This window comes from Streptomyces sp. NPDC091972 (assembly GCF_044756385.1).
Lineage (GTDB): Bacteria > Actinomycetota > Actinomycetes > Streptomycetales > Streptomycetaceae > Streptomyces.
The window spans coordinates 372,385-389,589 of the sequence record NZ_JBIVSV010000007.1; the positions used below are offsets into that span (position 1 = coordinate 372,385).

Consider the following 17,205-nt stretch of genomic DNA (forward strand, 5'->3'; position numbering starts at 1 on the left):
CGCTCGCCCACCCCCGACCGTCCCCGCCCCGCTCGCGCCCCCGCATTGCGGCCCATACGCTCCGAAATGTGACGCCATCCTTGGTACGGGGCCGACCGCGGCGGGGCCGCTCGCACATACGCGTGCGAGTGGCGCACGCCCTGCTGGGCGTGGTGGCCGGGGTCGTGTGGCTGGTGCTGCTGTGGATGACGATCAACGACGACACTCCGGTTGCAGGCGCCGGTGTCAGCGCCGCCGCGACCGAGGACGAGTCCTCCGGCACCGACCTCGTCCTGCCGGTATCGGCCCTCGTCGTGGTGGTCGTGCTGGCCGCCTACGGCACGGTCCGCCGGAGGCGCCGCGCCCGCAGCCGTACGACACCGGCGGCCGCCGGCACGTCCCACGTCGGCGCCTGGCCGTCGCCCGCGGCCACGCCCCCGCTCGCCGACCTCGACGAGCGCTCCCGGGCCGCGTTGGTCGACGCCGACAACCGGCTGCGCACCCTCCGTGAGGAACTGGCCTTCGCCGCGGCCCAACTGGGCCCGGAGGCGGTGGCCCCCGTCGCCGGGGCGGCCGAGGCGGCGCAGGCCGAGCTGGCGGCGGCGTGCGCGATACGGCGGCGGTACGAGGAGGGCGTACCGGAGGAGGCGGCCGCGCTCGCCGGGGTCGTGGGCCGCTGCGAGGAGGCCGGGCGGCGACTGACCGGGGCGGCGGAGAGCCTGCGTGCCCTGCGGGGGCTGGAGCGTGATCCCGGCGCGGCCCTGGCGGCCGCCGAGACCCGCTTCCGCGACCTGACCGCCCGTACGGCCGGGGCGGAGACCGCGCTCGCGGACGACTCGGTCACCGGGTACGTCGAGCTGGCCAAGGACAGCCTGGTCAGCGCCACCGTCCACCTCAACCAGACCCACCAGACCGCAGCCTCCGGCAGGCCGGACGAGGCGGCCGGCCACCTGCGCGCGGCGGAGACCGCGATCGCCCGGGCGGACGCCCTGGTGACGGCCGTGGCCCGGCTGCGCGCCACGCACACCGAGGCCGCCCGGCTGATCCCGCCGGCCCTGACGGGCGCCGAGGCGGAACTGGCCCCCCACCGCGACGGCACCGCGTACGAGGGCGAGACGTACGCCCGGCTCCTGCACGCGGACGCGGTCCTGGCCGCCGTACGGCGGGAGACGACCTCCGGGCAGCCGTACGACCCGCTGGACGTGCTGCGCCGGATCGTGCACGCGACCGCGCCCCTGGCGACCGGCCGGTCCGGGGTGCTCACACTGGCCGCGCTGCTGGCCGCCCGGGAGTCGCTGGCCGCGGCGGACGACTACGTCACCGTCCACCGCGAGGCGGTCGGTGCCGCGCCCCGGGTCCTGCTGGCGCAGGCGCGGCCGGCCGACGACCTGCCGCGGGCGGACGCGCTGGCCCGCGAGGCGCGCGAGCTCGCCGAACGGGACGTACGCCTGCGCGGGCACTCCGCCTAGAACAGGCTCAGCAGGGCCTCCGCCGGGTCCACCATGCCGTTCTCCCCGTCCGGCAGCGGCAGTTCGAACCACACCGTCTTGCCGCGCGGGGTGCGCCGGGAGCCCCAGGCAGCGCTGAGCAGGCCGACCAGTTGCAGGCCCCGGCCGCCCTCGTCGGTGTCACGGGCGCGGCGGCGGCGCGGCTGGACCAGGCCGGAGTCCCAGACCTCGCAGACCAGGGTGCGGTCCAGCAGGAGCCGGAGCCGGATGTCTCCCTCGCCGTACCGCAGGGCGTTGGTGACCAGCTCGCTGACCAGGAGTTCCGTGGTGTCGACCAGCGGTTCCAGGTCCCAGCTCAGCAGCTGGCCGCGGGCGTACTCGCGGGCCCGGCCCACACTGCGCGGCTCGCGCGGCAGCGTCCAGTCCCCGACGGACTCGGCGGGCAGGCCCTGGACACGTGCCATCAGCAGCGCGATGTCGTCCTCGCCGTGATGGGTGTCGAGGGTGTTGAGGACGTGGTCGCAGACGTCCTCCAGCGGGGCGGAGGGGTCGGTGAGCGCCCCCACGAACGCCTGGAGCCCTTCGTCGAGGGGGTGATCGCGGCTTTCGACCAGTCCATCCGTGTAGAGCGCGAGCAGGGCGCCTTCGGGCAGTTCGACCTCGACCTCCTCGAAGGGCTCGCCGCCGACGCCGAGCGGCATGCCGGGCGGCACGTCGAGCATCAGCGCGTCCTCGCCGGGCTCGACCAGCACGGGCGGCAGATGGCCGGCGTTGGCGAAGGTGCAGCGGCGGGTCACCGAGTCGTAGACGGCGTACACGCAGGTCGCGAGGTACACCTCGGACAGGTCCGCCTCGCGGGGGCGGCGGGCCGCACGGGTGGCCTGCTGGACGCCGCCGGGGGCGCCGAGGCCGCGGGCGATCTCGTCCAACGCGGAGAGGACTTCGGCCGGTTCGAGGTCCAGCAGGGCCAGGGTGCGCACGGCGGAGCGGAGTTCGCCCATCGCCACGGCCGCGCGCAGACCGCGGCCCATCACGTCGCCGACCACCAACGCGGTGCGGTGTCCGGGCAGTTCGATGACGTCGAACCAGTCGCCGCCCACCTCGCTGGGGCGGTCCGCGGAGGAGTTGCCGGGCAGGTAGCGGCAGGCGATGTCCAGTCCGGAGGCGACCGGGTCGCCGGGGGGCAGCAGGGACCGCTGGAGTATCAGCGCCCGTTCGTGCTCCCGCCGGTACAGGCGGGCGTTGTCTATGCAGACCGCCGCCCGCGCCGCCAGCTCCACCGCGAGATCCCGGTCCCGGTCCCCGAACGGCTCGCTGCCCTTGGTCCGCGAGAACTGCGCGAGTCCTACGACGGTGTCGTGGGCGACCATCGGCACGGCGAGCGTGGACTGCACGAGGCCGCCCTCCTCGGCCGGGATGTACTGCGGCCGGGCGGTGCGCAGGGCGTCCGCGCAGGGCGAGTTGAAGGGGTAGTGGTGGACCGCGCCGACCGAGACGGGGACGCCGGAGCCGGCGAACGGGGCGTCGGAGACCGCGCTGGCGAAGGCGACCCGGCGCAGTTCGGCGCTGCCGTCGGCGAGGCCGGGCGGGGTCTCGTCACCGGCCAGCAGGCCCTGGTAGAGGTCGACGGTGGCCAGGTCGCAGAAGCCGGGGACGACGACGTCGAGGAGTTCGCGGGCCGTGGTCTCCAGGTCGAGGGAGTTGCCTATGCGGGCACCGGCCTCGTTCAGGAGGGCGAGATTGCGCCGTGCGGCGGCGGCCTCCCGGGCGGCGGCGCGACGGGCCGTGATGTCGGTTCCCAGCCAGGCGATGCCGATGGGCCGGCCCGACCCGCTGCGCACCCGGTACAGGTTGATGGACCAGTGGCGGCGCTCGTCGGAGCCCGGCAGGAAGCCGGTGACGTGCATGTCCGTGATGGAGTCGCCGGTCTCCAGGACCCGGCGCAGGGTCGCGGTGACCCGCTCGGCCTCGGGGCGCGGCAGGTAGTCGTGGACGCCCTTGCCCCGGTGGTCGTCCGGGGTGCCGCCGAAGAGGGAGGCGAAACGGTAGTTGACGCGGCGGACCCGCAGCTCGGGGTCGATCAGCACGAACCCGAAAGGAGATTGACCGAAAATGGCCTGCGAGGCGGCGAGGTCGGTCTCGATGCTGCGCAGCGTGCGCACGTCCACGACGATGCAGACGGCGGCCTTCTCGCCCTCCTCGGTCCGCGTCGGCATGACGTAGACCTCGGCGAGACCTTCCCGGCCGCACTCGCCGTCGGCCGCCGACGCGGGCACCCGGAAGGGGACCACACCCGTCCACTCGCGGCCGTCCAGGATCTCCGCCATCTTGCGCTGGCCCTGCGCACGCAGGTCCTGGTCGATGAAGGCCTCGATGGGGTCCATGCCGACGGCGTGCTCGGCGGGGATGCCGAAGAGCTGCTCGGCGCGCAGGCTCCACTGGTCGACCAGACCGTCGGGGCCGATGGAGAAGGAGGCGACCTTGATGTAGTCGTAGATCGAGCCGGGCGGGCTGCTCTGCCACATGGCGTCCCCGGACGGCGCGTCGCCTTGACGGACGTCCGCCACGGCATCCGCGGCCTCCGCCCTCGCGCCGTCCGACGGGTCCTTCGACTCCGTGGCCTTCGCTGGTATCTCGCTCACGCGAACCGTCCCCTCCAGCTCACCGCGTCCGGTACCGGTCACCGGGGGCGGCTGCCCGCAGTATCCAGCACTACGGCGCCGCACAACACGGTGTTCACGATCACAGCACGATCCCGACGGTTTTCGGTCCGGGCTGCGACAACACTTCCAGTCTTCTAACCAGCGGACACGACGTCGAATCACGTCTGCCGACAACCGCCACTGGCCTGAACCAGTCGATGGACAGCGGACGAGGTGCCGTACAGGTGTTCTCGGCGTTCCGCACCGCGATCAGATCCTGTTCATCCCGGCGTCGAGAGCTCGAACCAGACCGTCTTGCCCGACGTGCCGGGACGGGTGCCCCAGCGGTCGGCGGCACGGGCGACCAGTTGCAGACCGCGGCCGCTCTCGTCGTCGAGGCCGGCGACGCGTTCGCGGGGCGGGTCAGGGAGGGGGTCGGAGACCTCGACCAGGAGGACGCCGCCGGCACCTTCGGGGCGCACCAGCCGGACGCCGATGGGGCCGGTGGCGTGCCGCAGCGAGTTGGTCACCAGCTCGCTGACCAGCAGCGCGGCGATGTCTGCGAGGCCGTCGAGGCGCCAGGCGGTCAGCCGGTCCCGGACGGCAGTCCGGGCCGCGCGCACGGCGCCCGGGTCCGCCGGGAACGTCCACTTGGCGCAGTCGCCTTCGGTGTCGATCACGCCGATCACATCCCGGGCCAGCCCATGTCCGCTTTCGTGGGGTTAAGGAGCACATACCCGATATCAGGGGTGCGGTACCGTGCCGAATGGCGTAAGCAGGGCGCCTAAGAGCCCGGCGGTGCCTGCCGTCGCGCGTGTGCGGCTTCGCGGGGGCTTGTCGCGCAGTTGCCCGCGCTCCTGAGGGCCTCCAGCGCGCCGATGGCTTCCACGTCCTGGTCGAGCCAGTCCACGTCCCGGATCCGGTCCGGTGTCAGCCAGCGGAGTTCGTCATGGTCCTGAAGGGGCCTGGGCTGCGGGGAGCCCCGCAGCAGGCGAGCGGTCCACGCCTGGAGGACGTACGGGGGCTTCAAGGGCCACTCACCAGGGACGCGCTCCAGCGTCTCGGCCTCCACACCCAGCTCCTCCCGGAGCTCGCGCACGAGGGCCGCCTCGGGGGACTCCCCCTCCTCCACCTTGCCGCCGGGCAGCTCCCAGCGGCCGGCCAGGGCGGGCGGGGCGCTGCGGCGGGCCGCGAGGAGGCGGTCGCCGTCGTACAGGGCGGCGGCCACCACCACGATCCGTTCCGTCATGCGCCGGAGCCTACGGGAGGCTCCCCGGCCGGCCTCGGCCTGCCTCAGTCAGCCGAGCTCACGCCGTTCGGGCCGATGCGCTCGACCCAGTAGAGCTGTTTGTGGCCGCGGGCGTCGAGACTGTCCGCGATCTTCTGGGCCTCCGCCCGGGTCGCGTACCTGCCCACGCGGTAGCGATTGCCGTTGTCGTCCTGTCGTATGACGAGCCAGGGAAGAGTGATCGTGCCGTCGTTCACCGCGCCCCACCGCTCCTTCCCGACCTGCGTCGAGCCCCACCCGATAAGGAAACCGCAATCCGCATATGCCCGAGCCTACGCCCAACCTTTACGCAGCGAATACGCGTTTTCACAAAGAGGTACGCAACCAGCCAGGACGGACGCCTTCGACAGGGGCGCGCATCGTGAACACGCCCCCGGTGGCGGGCGGTGCCTCCGCTCAGGGACGCCTCCGGGACAGCGGTGTCGACCTGCGAGAACGGCCGAATTCGAACGGCGTTCGCCCGTGGGCCGGTTGAGTGTTCGCCCGGGGCAACTTCCCCGGGGAGCGCACTACTTCACCGGAAGGTGGTACGCGACCCGGTAGCGGTCGGCCGGAATGACCACGTCGGCCGTCTCCACCGGACGGCCCGAGGCGTAGTAGGTGCGGTGGACCACGAGGACGACGTGCCCGGGGACACCGCCCAGGGCGAGCAGCTCCTCGGCGAGGCCGGGGCGGGCGCCCACCTCCTCGGTGACGTTGTCCACGACGACGTCGATGGCGGCCATGCGCTCGACCACGCCCATGCCGCCGAGGGGGCCCTCCTCGGGGAGCATCACCGGAGTGCGCCCCGTCACCGCCAGGGGCTCCCAGGAGGTGGAGAGCATGATCGGCTCCCCGGCCTCCCGGAACACGTACTTCGTGCACATGACCCGGTCCCCGGGCCGGATGGCGAGCCGCTCGGCGACGGCCGCCGGGGCCTCGGTCTGCCGGCTGCTGGACTCCCAGGTGCCGCGCCCCTCCCCGTCGGCCTGCTCCTGCCGGAAGGGCGTGGCGCCGGAGGCCGGACGGTAACCGGAGCGGGCGATACGGCGGGGCACCGGACGCTCGCGCACGTACGTCCCGGAGCCGGAGCGGCCCTCGACCAGACCCTCGGCCATCAGCACCTTGCGGGCCTCCAGCGCGACGGTGTCCGAGACGCCGTACTCCTCGCGGATTCTGGCCTGGGACGGCAGACGGGTGTGCGGTGGCAGCGAACCGTCGACGATCTTCTTGCGGAGATCACCCGCGACGCGCAGGTACGCCGGCTGCTCACCGAATGTCACTGGCCGCTCCCATCAGGTTGTACAGACAGCAACAGCCTGGCAACCGTGGGTTCGCCCATGCAAGCAAAGGCCAGAGAATCACTCGATGTGATGACATGTGCCGGTGGTGGGCTTTACGCAGGCACTTTCTCCCCGCTATGGCGGCGATCACACATTGAGTTCGCCGCCGCTCGACTCCTCGCTCCCGTCGCCGCCCTCCTCGTCGTACGCCGGCCGCTTCGTGGCCAGCCCCAGAGCCTTGCGTGCGGTGACCGTGCTGGGGCCGTCGACGTACTCGTACCCCTTGTCGTAGTGGGTGTAGAAGGCGTCCACGTCGTCGTCCTCGGCCGCGTCCACCGCCTTCGCCCACTCGTCGCGGGCGTCCTCCATGTCCTTCACCAGGGCCGCGACCTGCTTGTCGGCGCCGGTCGGCCAGGTCTGCGCGCGAAGCGCCCTGATCTGCTCGTCCAGCCCGTCGTGGACGTCCCGCGACCAGTCCAGGTAGCCGGGCAGGTCGTCCTCCGGGTAGTCCTCGGGCTCCTCCCACAGCACGGCGTCGAGGCTGTTGAGGGACTTGAGGAGGGCCACCTGGTAGGTGTCGAGCGTGGTCTCGTCGGCGCGCAGCGAGCCGGTCAGGGTCGCGTTGTCGTCGGTGTTGCCGAAGATGCAGGTGACCTCGCGGTCGCCGAGGCGCCAGCTCTGCCGGGTCGGGCCGAAGTAGTACACGTCGACGTCCTCGGGCAGCGCCCAGGTGTCCATGGCGTAGGTGTCCTGGAGCGGGTAGCACTTCTCGTCGGCGGCGGCGGAGACCGCGCTGTCCCCCGGGAAGGCGGAGCCGGTCATCCTGAACTCGCCGAACACCTCGCCGTCGTGCTCACCCGCGCAGGGCACCTCCTCGACGTCGTAGGTCAGGCCTTCGAGTGATCCGCCCGGCGCGTCGAAGCACTGGCCCTTCACCACGGAGAAGGCCGTGCCCTCGGTCGCGCCCTTCTTGAAGCCGTCCCAGGCCTCGGAGAGTCCGCCGGTGGCGAGCGCGGTCACCCACAGGGCGAGTCCGAGCGAGGACAGGATCGACCCGGCGATCGCGAGCCCCTTGCCGGACTGGCCCTTCTTCCTGATCTGGGCCAGCGCGATCACACCGAGGACCAGGCCGACGGCCGGGAAGCAGCACAGGACACCGAGCACCAGGGAGGCGACGGCGAGGCCGTTGACGGAGGAGGGGCGGGCGTAGGGGCTGTAGCCCTGTCCCCAGGTCCGGTACGGCGGGCCATAGGGTTGCCCGTACTGCTGCCCGTACTGCTGCCCGTACGGCTGCTGCCCATACGGCTGCTGTCCCTGCGGCGGCGGCCCGTACGGGCCCGGGGCCGGGGACGGCCCCTGGGCGGGGTCGGGCTGGTGGGGCCCAGGGGGCGGGGGTATGGACACGGGTTCCGTGCTCCTGGTTCAGGCAGTGATGGGGAACTGACGTACGACAGGGCGCATGGTATGCGCGGGGTGGGCGGGGGTGGAATGCCGATCACGGGTGGGACGACCCAGGCGGTGAACGGACTCACGGCACGGTGGGCGGGGGTGTGCTCGGCGGGGACCGTGTTCTCGGCCGCCGGGGTGTGGCCGCTGCTGGCCTTCCTGGCCGACGCGGCACAAGGCCCGGCACGGGCGGAGCTGGCGCGTGCGCTCGGGGTGCCCGCGGAGCAAGCGGGCGCGGCGGCACGGGAGTTGCTCGCGGGTCTGGCCGAGTCCGAGGCCCTGGACGCGGCGCTCGGAGTGTGGACGCGGCGGACCCTGGAGCCGCGCGAGGAGTGGCGGTCGGGGCTGCCCGCCGACGTGCACGGCGTCCTCACCGGCGATCCGGCCCTGGATCAGCGGGAGATGGACGCCTGGGCCGCGAAACGGACCGGCGGCCTGATCGGACGCATGCCGGTGGAGGTGCGGGACGACACCGACCTGGTGCTGGCGAGCGCGCTCGCCCTGCGGACCACCTGGCAGCGGCCCTTCGAGGCACGTCCGCTGCGGCCCTCCGCGGGCCCCTGGCAGGGCCGGACCCTGCGCGGGCTGCACCGGAGGAGCGTACGGCTGGACCGGATCGGCGTGGCGGCCGCCCCCGAGGGCCGGGTCACCGAGGCGAAGGTGCTCGGCGGCAACGGCGTGGACGTCCACCTCCTGCTCGGTGACGAGCACATGACCCCCGGTCAGGTGCTCGCGGCGGGGACGGCCGCGCTCGACGGCACGCGTCCCGTCGTACGGGGGGCGTCGCTTCCGCACGGGTCCGCCGGGCCGGGGCTGCGGGTGGAGGAGCGGCCGTGCGCGGTCCCCCGGCAGCCGACGCTGGAGGTGACGACGGCCGCGTTCGAGGTGCGGGCGCACCACGATCTGCTGGACCTGCACGGGCTGTTCGGCCTCACCTCGGCGCGGGACGCGCGGCAGGGCCACTTCCCCGGCATCAGCGCCTCGCCCCTGGCCGTGGGCGCCGCCCGGCAGTCCCTCCTGGCCCGCTTCGACGCGCTCGGCTTCGAGGCGGCCGCGGTGACGGCGGTCGCGGCGGCGCCGGGCGGGGCGCCGCCGTCCCCGCCCGGCCGCACGTCGACCGTGGTCACGGCCGCCTTCGACCGCCCTTTCGGCTTTCTCGCCGTCCACCGGGAGACGCGGCTGGTGCTGGCGGCGGGGTGGGTGGACGAGCCGCGGTGACGAGCCGGTCTCAGTCGTCGAAACTCGTGGCCCGGGTGCTCTTCTCCCAGGCGGCGACGTCGGACCGTACGCCGTCGAGGTGGTCGAGCACGGCGGTCACCGCGTCGTCACCGAGGGGCAGCCGCAGCGGGGTCTCCTCGGCGTCCAGGGCCGCGCGGATCAGGGCGGCGGCCTTCGCCGGGTCGCCGGCCTGGGTGCCGTCGCCACCGGAGACGAACCCGCGGGTCTCGCTCACCTTGGCGTAGATCCCGCTGTCGGCGCTGACGCCCGCACGGTCCGCCTCGAACAGCGAGGTGCGGAAGGCGCCCGGCTCCACGATCAGCACCTTGATGCCGAACTCCCGCACCTCGTCGGCGAGTCCCTCGGACAGCCCCTCCAGCGCGAACTTCGTCCCGCTGTACGCCGAGAAGCCCGCGAAGGACATCTGCCCGCCCATGCTGCTCATCTGCACGATCGCCCCCGACCTCCGCTCGCGCATGGACGGCAGCACCGCCCTCGTCAGCGCCGCCGGCCCGAAGACGTGCAGGTCGAACAGGTCGCGCAGTTCGTCCTCCGTGGTCTCCTCGAAGGCCCCGACGTGCGTGCGGCCCGCGTTGTTGACCAGCACGTCGATCCGCCCGTGCCGGGCCACCACGTCCCGTACGGCGGCCTCCGCGGCGGCCGTGTCCGTCACGTCCAGGCGCAGCGCCTCCACCTGGTCGGGGTGCGCGGCCACCAGGTCGTCCAGCGCCTCGGGCCTGCGGGCAGCGCCCACCACGACATCGCCGTCGGCCAGGGCCGCCTCGGCGATCGCCCGCCCGAACCCGCTGCTCGCGCCCGTGATCAGCCACACCTTGTTCATGAGGAACTCCTCGTGATCCCACCGTCCGTGTCGCCGACCAGCCTGCTGCGCGAGCCGGTTGCCCGTCCAAGACCCATGGTGATAACCGATGGCTATGACGACCGACGTGCATGTACGGGACCTGCGCTACTTCCTCGCGGTGGCCGAGGAGCTGCACTTCACGCGCGCGGCCGAGCGGCTGTACGTGTCGCAGCCCGCGCTGAGCAAGCAGATCCGGGCGCTGGAGCGGCAGTTGGGGGTGGAGCTGTTCCGGCGCGGCCCGCGGGGTGTGCTGCTCACCGAGGCGGGTGAGGCACTGCTGCCGCACGCCGCGCGGGTGCTGGACGCCTGGTCGGCGGCGGACGCCGCGATGGCGACGGCCCGGGCGGAGGGGCGCGGCACGCTCGTGGTGGGCATGAGCACCAGCCCCGGCCGCGGTGGCCTGCTCCCCGCGATCCGCTCCCGCTTCACGGCCACGCATCCGGAGGCGGTCGTACGGCTGCGGCAGATGGGCTGGCAGGACCCGACCGCGGGTCTTGCGGACGGCGGGACCGAGGTCGCGTTCGTCTGGCTGCCGCTGCCGGACGAGGAACGGTACGGGTGGACGGTGGTCGCCGAGGAGCCCCGGCTGGTCGCCCTCCCCGACAGCCACCCGCTCGCCGCGCGCGAGGAGATCGACTTCGCCGACCTGGCCGACGAGCCGTTCCTCGCCCTGCCGCCGAGCGCGGGGCCCCTGCGCGACTTCTGGCTCGCCGCCGACGAACGGTCCGGCCGTCCGCCGCGCGTCGGTGCGGAGATCGCGGGCACCGAGGAGACGTACGAGGCTCTCGTCGCGGGCCTGGGCATCTGCCTCGTGGCCGCCGGCAACGCCCCCCTGATCACCCTCGGCGGCGTGGTCACCCGGCCGGTGCGCGGGATCGGTCCGAGCAGATACGCGCTGGCCTGGCGCAGGGAGGACGAGGGACGGCCGCTGGTGCGGGCGTATGCGGAGGCCTGCCGGTGGGTGGCGGGGGCGAAGCCGGTCTGACGGGGCGTGACCTACGCTGTCCGGGAGGGCCGCTGTCCGGCGCGGCCCCGCTCACTCGGCCGCCGAGATCCCGGTGTCGCGCACGCCCAGGCGTTCCTGTTCCTCCTCGACGATCCGCCGGGCCAGTTCGGTGTCCGACACGTCGATCGCGTCCGGTGACGCCTCGGCCACGGCGCTGCGGCGGGCGTAGGCGTCGAAGAGGCGGGTCTTGGTCTCCAGCAGCCTCACCAGGCGTTCGTCGACGCCCCCGGTGGCCAGCAGGCGGTAGACCCGGACCGGTCTGACCTGGCCCATGCGGTGGGCGCGGGCCACCGCCTGGTGCTCGATGGTCGGCTTGATCTGGGGTTCGCAGAGGACGACGACCGAGGCGGCCTGCAGGTTGAGGCCGACGCCGGCTGCCTGGATCTGCGCCACGAGCACCGCGGGGCCCTGAGCGCCGGTGTAGTCGTCGACGATCCGCTGCCGCCGCCCGGCCGGGACGCTTCCGGTGAGCGGGCCGAACACGGGCGTGCCGTCGGCCACGAGGGCTTCCTCCACCACGCGCAGGACGTCCTTGAAGTGGGAGAAGACCACCGTCTTCTGGCCGTTCTCCCCGGCCTCCCGGACGATCTCCCGGAGCCGGTCCAGTTTGGCCGACTTCTCGGGGCGCAGGTACGCGGCCCGGCGCATCGCCATGAAGTTGCCCGCGAGCACGGCCTCCCGGTAGGCCTCCTCGTCCGAGGCGCTCAGCTCCTCCCACTGGTCGGTGTGCTGGAGACTCGGGAGTTCGGTCAGCACGTCCTCCTGGTTGCGCCGCAGGTAGACCGGGGCCACGGCCTTGCGGAACGCGACCGATCCGGCCGGCGCGTCCCGCCTGCCGAGGGAGTCGGCGAGGTCGCCGTCGAGCATCCGGACCAGGTGGTGGAACTCCACGACCCTGTTCTCCATCGGGGTCCCGGTCATCAGGAGGGTGCGCTCGCAGCGCTCCGCCCACCCGGCGACCGCCTGGGACCGTTTGGCCTTCGGGTTCTTCACGGCGTGGGCCTCGTCGACCACGAGCAGGGCGACCTCCTCGCCGCCGGGCACGGGGACGGGAAATCCGCGCAGCGCGTCGAAGGTGGTCACCCCGACCCCGCCCCGCTCCCTCCAGTCGGCGAAGGCGTGGTGCCGGTCGGGGCCGTGGAGCACCGTGACCCGCAGAGTGCTGCGGGCCTCGATCTCCCGGGTCCAGTTCACGAGGACGCCCGCCGGGCAGACCACCATGAAGTGGCTCCGTCCCCCGGCGGCCAGGTGGGCCAGCACGGCGATCGCCTGGATGGTCTTGCCGAGTCCCATCTCGTCGCCGAGCATCGCCTTGCGCTGGGCGAGCGCGAACCGCGCGCCGAACGCCTGGTAGCCGCGCAGGGAGACCCGCCGGAGCGAGTCGTCGAGGTGCTGGGTCCGCACCCGCTCGGCGATCTCGTCCGGCAGGAAGCCCTCGGCGGCGGCCACGTCCGGCTGCCGCCCGGAGATCTCGGCGAGCAGGCTGTAGTACTCGGCGGAGCGGAGTTCGAAGTCCACCCAGGCCGCGATGTCGGACGGGGGCGCCCTGAGCAGGTCCACCGACGCCTGGGCGAGCAGCCCGGGCAGGCCCGCCCGGTCCGCCTCGTCCACCAGCGTCCGGATGCCGGTGACCGCGGCCGACGCGCGTTCCTTCTTCTCCTGGCTCGCCAGCAGCATCCGGACGCGTCCGACGGCGAGCCGGGCGTCGGCGAGCAGCGGACCGAGCCGTGCCGACAGAGCGGTGGCCCTGTCGGCCGCGCGCCGGGCGTCCGGACCGGCCTCCACCAGGACGTGCAGGGCCGTGACGAGGGCGGTGGTGCCCGGTTCCGGCCGCTCCACGTCGATGTGGACGGCCACGGTCTCGTGCGCGGCCTCGGAGAGCCGGCGGGCGGCCGCGAGCATCTGGCCGACGGTGCGCTCGCCGACTCCGGGAATCCGGCGCAACCGGTAGGGGCCGGCTTCGAGCACGTCGCCGACCGTGCGCAGGCCGCTCCGCTCGACGCTGGCGAGCCGCAGCCGTCCCTCGGTGACGTCCTGGAGCCGGGCCACCGGGATGGCGTCGAGCTCCCGCTTCACCTCGGCGTCGTGGATCGGCCTCAGGGCCGCGCGTACCGCCTCCGCGGCCCTGTCGTGGTCGGCGACCACCGCACGGGCCGCCTCGTGCAGCCGCGCTCCCCTCGCGACGATGTCCCGCTCGGCACGCCCCACGCTCCCGCCCCTCCATGGAAGAAACCTGTGCCCGACCCGCCGGGAAAGCGGTCGGACACAGGTTTCCGACTGGTCGTCAGACGTTGAAGCGGAACTCCACGACGTCCCCGTCCTGCATGACGTAGTCCTTGCCCTCCATGCGCGCCTTGCCCTTCGCGCGGGCCTCGGCCACCGAGCCGGTCTCCACCAGGTCGTCGAAGGAGATGACCTCCGCCTTGATGAAGCCCTTCTGGAAGTCGGTGTGGATCACGCCGGCCGCCTCGGGGGCCGTGGCGCCCTTCTTGATGGTCCAGGCGCGGGACTCCTTGGGGCCGGCCGTGAGGTAGGTCTGGAGGCCGAGGGTGTCGAAGCCGACGCGGGCGAGCGTCGCCAGGCCGGGCTCCTCGGCGCCGACCGACTCCAGGAGTTCCATCGCGTCCTCCTCGTCGAGCTCGGCGAGGTCCGCCTCCAGCTTGGCGTTGAGGAAGATCGCCTCGGCGGGGGCGACCAGGGCGCGCTGCTCGTCCTTGAAGGACTCGTCGACCAGCTCGTCCTCGTCGACGTTGAAGACGTACAGGAAGGGCTTCGTGGTCAGCAGGTGCAGGTCGTGCAGGAGTTCCTCGTTGCCGGAGCCCTGGACGATGCCCGCGGAGAAGAGCGTGTCGCCCTTCTCCAGGATCTCCTTGGCCTCCTCGACGGCCTTGACCTTCGGCGCGATGTCCTTCTTGATCCGCGACTCCTTCTGGAGGCGGGGCAGGACCTTCTCGATGGTCTGGAGGTCGGCGAGGATCAGCTCGGTGTTGATCGTCTCGATGTCGTCCCTGGGCGAGACCTTGCCGTCGACGTGGACGACGTTCTCGTCCTTGAAGGCGCGGATGACCTGGCAGATCGCGTCCGACTCGCGGATGTTCGCGAGGAACTTGTTGCCCAGGCCCTCGCCCTCGGACGCGCCCTTCACGATGCCCGCGATGTCCACGAAGTCGACGGTCGCCGGAAGGATCTTCTGGGAGGAGAAGATCTCGGCCAGTTTCGTCAGGCGCGGGTCCGGGACGCCGACCACGCCGACGTTCGGCTCGATCGTGGCGAACGGGTAGTTGGCCGCCAGCACGTCGTTCTTGGTCAGGGCGTTGAACAGGGTCGACTTGCCGACATTCGGCAGACCGACGATTCCGATCGTGAGCGACACGTTGCGACTTCCCGTACGTGAGAGGAGACGTGAGGAGACTGGCGGCCAGGGGACCGATCCACCAGTCTACGGCGTGGCGCGGCACGCCCCGGCGGCCCTCTCGAACGCATGGCCAAGGTCTTTCCCACGGCGTGTCCGAGGAGCCATTCGGCACATAAACAGACCTAGGTTGGTCCAGTGGAGCAACACAGGACCCGCCCCCCGCACAACGGAACGCGACGCCCGGCCCAAGGAGCGCCTCTGCCCGCGCAGGCCCGCGGCGAGCGACGGCCACCGGTGGCCCGCCGCCCGCCGCCTCCCGTGGTGCGGACACTGCGACGGCTGCCCAACCCCCGGCTGACCGGGCTCGGCGGAGGACTGTTCTGCGGCGGCCTGATGTTCCTGCTGGGCTGTCTCGTCTCCGTGCTGTTCGGCTCGGCGCTGACGCTGTACGGCGTGCTGTTCATGCCGGTCAGCGTGGTGACCTCGGTGTGGATGCGCCGGGGGGATCTGCTGACCGCCCCGATCATCGTGCCGATCGCCTTCGCCGTCGGTCTCGTCCCGGTCGCCGACAGCGGCGGCGGCACCTCGGGGCGACTGATGGGCCTGTTCACCGCACTGGCCACGCAGGCGGGCTGGCTCTACGCCGGCACACTGGCCGCCGGTCTCGTGGCGCTGGTCCGCAGGGTCCGTCTGGTGCGCGACCGCTCGCGCCGGCCCTGATACGGGCCGGCGGCGGGAGGGCCGGCGATAGGAGGGCCGGCGATAGGAGGGCCGGCGGCGGGAGGGCCGGCGACCGGGTCGTGCGACTCGGGCCGCCCGCCGCGGTCAGGAGCCTCAGACCCCCTACTCCTGGACCGCCCGCATCGCAGCCCCCACGATCCCCGCGTTGTTCTGCAACTGCGCCGGGACGATCTCGGCCTTGATGCCCTCGATGTGGGGCAGGAACTTCTGCGACTTGCGGCTGACGCCGCCGCCGATGATGAACAGCTCGGGCGAGAAGAGCATCTCGACATGGGCGAGGTACTTCTGGACGCGGTGGGCCCAGTGCTCCCAGGTGAGCTCCTCGTCCTCCCTGGCCTTGCTGGACGCCTTCTTCTCGGCGTCGTGGCCGTGCAGCTCCAAGTGGCCCAGCTCGGTGTTGGGGACGAGGACGCCGTCGACGAAGACCGCGCTGCCGATGCCGGTGCCCAGGGTGAGCAGGATGACGGTGCCCTTGCGGTCCTTGCCCGCCCCGAAGCTCATCTCGGCGACGCCCGCCGCGTCCGCGTCGTTGACCACGGTCACCGGCAGCCCGCCGAGCCGCTCGCTGAACAACGTGCGCGCGTCGGTGTCGATCCAGCTCTTGTCGACGTTGGCGGCCGTGCGGATGTGGGAACCGCCGGTGACCACGCCCGGGAAGGTCAGCCCGACCGGGCCGCTCCAGCCGAAGTGGTCCACGACCTGCCTCACCCCGTCGGCCACGCTGTCGGGCGTGGCCGGATGCGGGGTGAGCACTTTGTGACGCTCCTGCGCCAGGTCGCCCTTGTCCAGGTCCACAGGAGCGCCCTTGATCCCGGATCCGCCGATGTCCAAGCCGAAGATCTGCATGGCCCTACGTTACGACGGACGACGGACAGTCACGCCTCCGAGGTCCCCTTGCGCTCCGCGACCAGCGCCGCGGCCTCCTCGCGCAGGTCGCGCCGCAGCTCCTTGGGCAGGGAGAAGGTGATGGACTCCTCGGCCGCCTTCACGAGTTCCACGTCGCCGTAGCCGCGCTGCGCCAGCCACTCCAGGACCTCCTCGACCAGCACCTCCGGCACCGAGGCGCCCGAGGTCACGCCGACCGTGGTCACGCCCTCCAGCCAGGCCTCGTCGATCTCGCTGGCGAAGTCCACGAGGTAGGCCTCGCGGGAGCCGGCCAGCTTGGCGACCTCGACGAGGCGCTTGGAGTTGGAGGAGTTGCGGGAGCCGACCACGATGACCAGTTCGGCCTCGGCGCCCATCTGCTTCACGGCGAGCTGGCGGTTCTGCGTGGCGTAGCAGATGTCGTCGCTGGGCGGCGAGATGAGCTGCGGGAACTTCTCCTTGAGGGCGTCGACGGTCTCCATGGTCTCGTCGACGGAGAGGGTGGTCTGGGAGAGCCAGACGACCTTCGACTCGTCGCGGACCTCGACCTTGGCGACGTCCGAGGGGCCGTCGACGAGGGTGATGTGGTCGGGGGCCTCGCCGGAGGTGCCGATGACCTCCTCGTGGCCCTCGTGACCGATCAGGAGGATGTCGTAGTCCTCGTTGGCGAAGCGGACGGCTTCCTTGTGGACCTTGGTGACCAGCGGGCAGGTCGCGTCGATGGTGGCGAGCTTGCCGCGCGCGGCCTCCTCGTGGACGACGGGGGCGACGCCGTGCGCCGAGAACATGACGATGTTGCCCGGCGGGACCTCCTCCGTCCGTTCGACGAAGATCGCGCCCTTCTTCTCCAAGGTCTGTACGACGTACTTGTTGTGGACGATCTCGTGCCGGACGTACACCGGAGCGCCGTACTGCTCCAGGGCTTTCTCGACGGCGATCACGGCGCGGTCCACACCCGCGCAGTAACCACGGGGGGCGGCGAGCAGGACACGGCGGCCAGGCGAAGCGGTCATGCGTCCCATCGTAAGGCCGCGTTCGGCCGGTCAAAGATCGCGCGCCCGTGACGTTCCCGGGGAGACTGACCGGGAGGTGTG

15 protein-coding genes are annotated in these 17,205 nt (G+C 72.5%); 4 read left to right on the plus strand and 11 right to left on the minus strand.

Annotation, left to right across the window (positions count from 1 at the left end):
• The first annotated feature begins 122 nt into the window (after positions 1–122).
• On the plus strand, positions 123–1,448 hold the full coding sequence (locus tag ACIQJT_RS23185) for a hypothetical protein (protein ID WP_402646281.1): 1,326 nt from the start codon (positions 123–125) through the stop codon (positions 1,446–1,448).
• Here ACIQJT_RS23185 and ACIQJT_RS23190 read toward each other — a convergent pair.
• The 6 genes from ACIQJT_RS23190 to ACIQJT_RS23215 form a co-directional block, all read right to left on the minus strand.
• Positions 1,445–4,069, minus strand: coding sequence for a SpoIIE family protein phosphatase (locus ACIQJT_RS23190; RefSeq protein ID WP_365455256.1), 2,625 nt, complete (start codon positions 4,067–4,069; stop codon positions 1,445–1,447). The two genes, ACIQJT_RS23185 and ACIQJT_RS23190, sit on opposite strands and share 4 nt — an antisense overlap.
• A gap of 281 nt (positions 4,070–4,350) precedes the next feature.
• Positions 4,351–4,758, minus strand: a complete 408-nt coding sequence (locus ACIQJT_RS23195; RefSeq protein WP_365455259.1) for an ATP-binding protein — start codon at positions 4,756–4,758, stop codon at positions 4,351–4,353.
• A gap of 95 nt (positions 4,759–4,853) precedes the next feature.
• Positions 4,854–5,318, minus strand: a complete 465-nt coding sequence (locus ACIQJT_RS23200; protein WP_402646285.1) for a (deoxy)nucleoside triphosphate pyrophosphohydrolase — start codon at positions 5,316–5,318, stop codon at positions 4,854–4,856.
• Positions 5,319–5,362: 44 nt separating this feature from the next.
• Complete coding sequence (locus ACIQJT_RS23205) at positions 5,363–5,554, minus strand: SPOR domain-containing protein (protein ID WP_365455265.1); 192 nt, start codon at positions 5,552–5,554, stop codon at positions 5,363–5,365.
• Between the two features lie 312 nt (positions 5,555–5,866).
• On the minus strand, positions 5,867–6,619 hold the full coding sequence (locus ACIQJT_RS23210; RefSeq protein WP_053850675.1) for a GntR family transcriptional regulator: 753 nt from the start codon (positions 6,617–6,619) through the stop codon (positions 5,867–5,869).
• Between the two features lie 147 nt (positions 6,620–6,766).
• Positions 6,767–8,023 (minus strand): DUF4190 domain-containing protein, encoded by a 1,257-nt coding sequence (locus tag ACIQJT_RS23215; RefSeq protein ID WP_402646289.1) that lies wholly within the window; start codon positions 8,021–8,023, stop codon positions 6,767–6,769.
• 84 nt (positions 8,024–8,107) lie between these two features.
• On the opposite strand from ACIQJT_RS23215, the gene ACIQJT_RS23220 reads away from it, so the two are divergent.
• On the plus strand, positions 8,108–9,283 hold the full coding sequence (locus ACIQJT_RS23220) for a serpin family protein (protein ID WP_402646292.1): 1,176 nt from the start codon (positions 8,108–8,110) through the stop codon (positions 9,281–9,283).
• 10 nt (positions 9,284–9,293) lie between these two features.
• Here the strand turns inward: ACIQJT_RS23220 and ACIQJT_RS23225 are convergent, their stop codons facing one another.
• The gene (locus tag ACIQJT_RS23225; protein ID WP_402646295.1) at positions 9,294–10,124 is read right to left on the minus strand and encodes an oxidoreductase; all 831 of its coding nucleotides are present in this window, start codon (positions 10,122–10,124) and stop codon (positions 9,294–9,296) included.
• A gap of 88 nt (positions 10,125–10,212) precedes the next feature.
• Here ACIQJT_RS23225 and ACIQJT_RS23230 point away from each other — a divergent pair, with 88 nt between their 5' ends.
• Complete coding sequence (locus ACIQJT_RS23230) at positions 10,213–11,130, plus strand: LysR family transcriptional regulator (protein WP_365455277.1); 918 nt, start codon at positions 10,213–10,215, stop codon at positions 11,128–11,130.
• Between the two features lie 51 nt (positions 11,131–11,181).
• Here the strand turns inward: ACIQJT_RS23230 and ACIQJT_RS23235 are convergent, their stop codons facing one another.
• On the minus strand, positions 11,182–13,359 hold the full coding sequence (locus ACIQJT_RS23235) for a DEAD/DEAH box helicase (RefSeq protein ID WP_402646299.1): 2,178 nt from the start codon (positions 13,357–13,359) through the stop codon (positions 11,182–11,184).
• Positions 13,360–13,435: 76 nt separating this feature from the next.
• Positions 13,436–14,524, minus strand: coding sequence for a redox-regulated ATPase YchF (gene ychF, locus ACIQJT_RS23240; protein ID WP_365455283.1), 1,089 nt, complete (start codon positions 14,522–14,524; stop codon positions 13,436–13,438).
• Between the two features lie 177 nt (positions 14,525–14,701).
• On the opposite strand from ychF, the gene ACIQJT_RS23245 reads away from it, so the two are divergent.
• A complete protein-coding gene (locus ACIQJT_RS23245; RefSeq protein ID WP_402646302.1) occupies positions 14,702–15,226 on the plus strand; it encodes a DUF6542 domain-containing protein in 525 nt (174 codons plus the stop codon).
• Between the two features lie 123 nt (positions 15,227–15,349).
• On the opposite strand, the gene ppgK is transcribed toward ACIQJT_RS23245, so the two are convergent.
• Together ppgK and ACIQJT_RS23255 are read right to left on the minus strand one after the other, a co-directional pair.
• Positions 15,350–16,093 carry a polyphosphate--glucose phosphotransferase gene (gene ppgK, locus ACIQJT_RS23250; RefSeq protein ID WP_402646305.1) on the minus strand — a complete coding sequence of 248 codons (744 nt, stop codon included), beginning with the start codon at positions 16,091–16,093 and terminating at the stop codon, positions 15,350–15,352.
• A 29-nt stretch (positions 16,094–16,122) separates the two neighbouring features.
• Entirely contained in the window at positions 16,123–17,133 is a 1,011-nt protein-coding gene (locus tag ACIQJT_RS23255; RefSeq protein WP_365455289.1) for a 4-hydroxy-3-methylbut-2-enyl diphosphate reductase, read from the minus strand.
• Between the last annotated feature and the right edge of the window lie 72 nt (positions 17,134–17,205).

Bases quoted from the DNA above. Each gene is read 5' to 3' on its own strand.
- ACIQJT_RS23200 (WP_402646285.1), bottom strand. From the start codon at position 5,318: ATGACGGAACGGATCGTGGTGGTGGCCGCCGCCCTGTACGACGGCGAC.
- ppgK (WP_402646305.1), bottom strand. From the start codon at position 16,093: ATGCAGATCTTCGGCTTGGACATCGGCGGATCCGGGATCAAGGGCGCT.
- ACIQJT_RS23225 (WP_402646295.1), bottom strand. From the start codon at position 10,124: ATGAACAAGGTGTGGCTGATCACGGGCGCGAGCAGCGGGTTCGGGCGG.
- ACIQJT_RS23230 (WP_365455277.1), top strand. From the start codon at position 10,213: ATGGCTATGACGACCGACGTGCATGTACGGGACCTGCGCTACTTCCTC.
- ACIQJT_RS23220 (WP_402646292.1), top strand. From the start codon at position 8,108: ATGCCGATCACGGGTGGGACGACCCAGGCGGTGAACGGACTCACGGCA.
- ACIQJT_RS23255 (WP_365455289.1), bottom strand. From the start codon at position 17,133: ATGGGACGCATGACCGCTTCGCCTGGCCGCCGTGTCCTGCTCGCCGCC.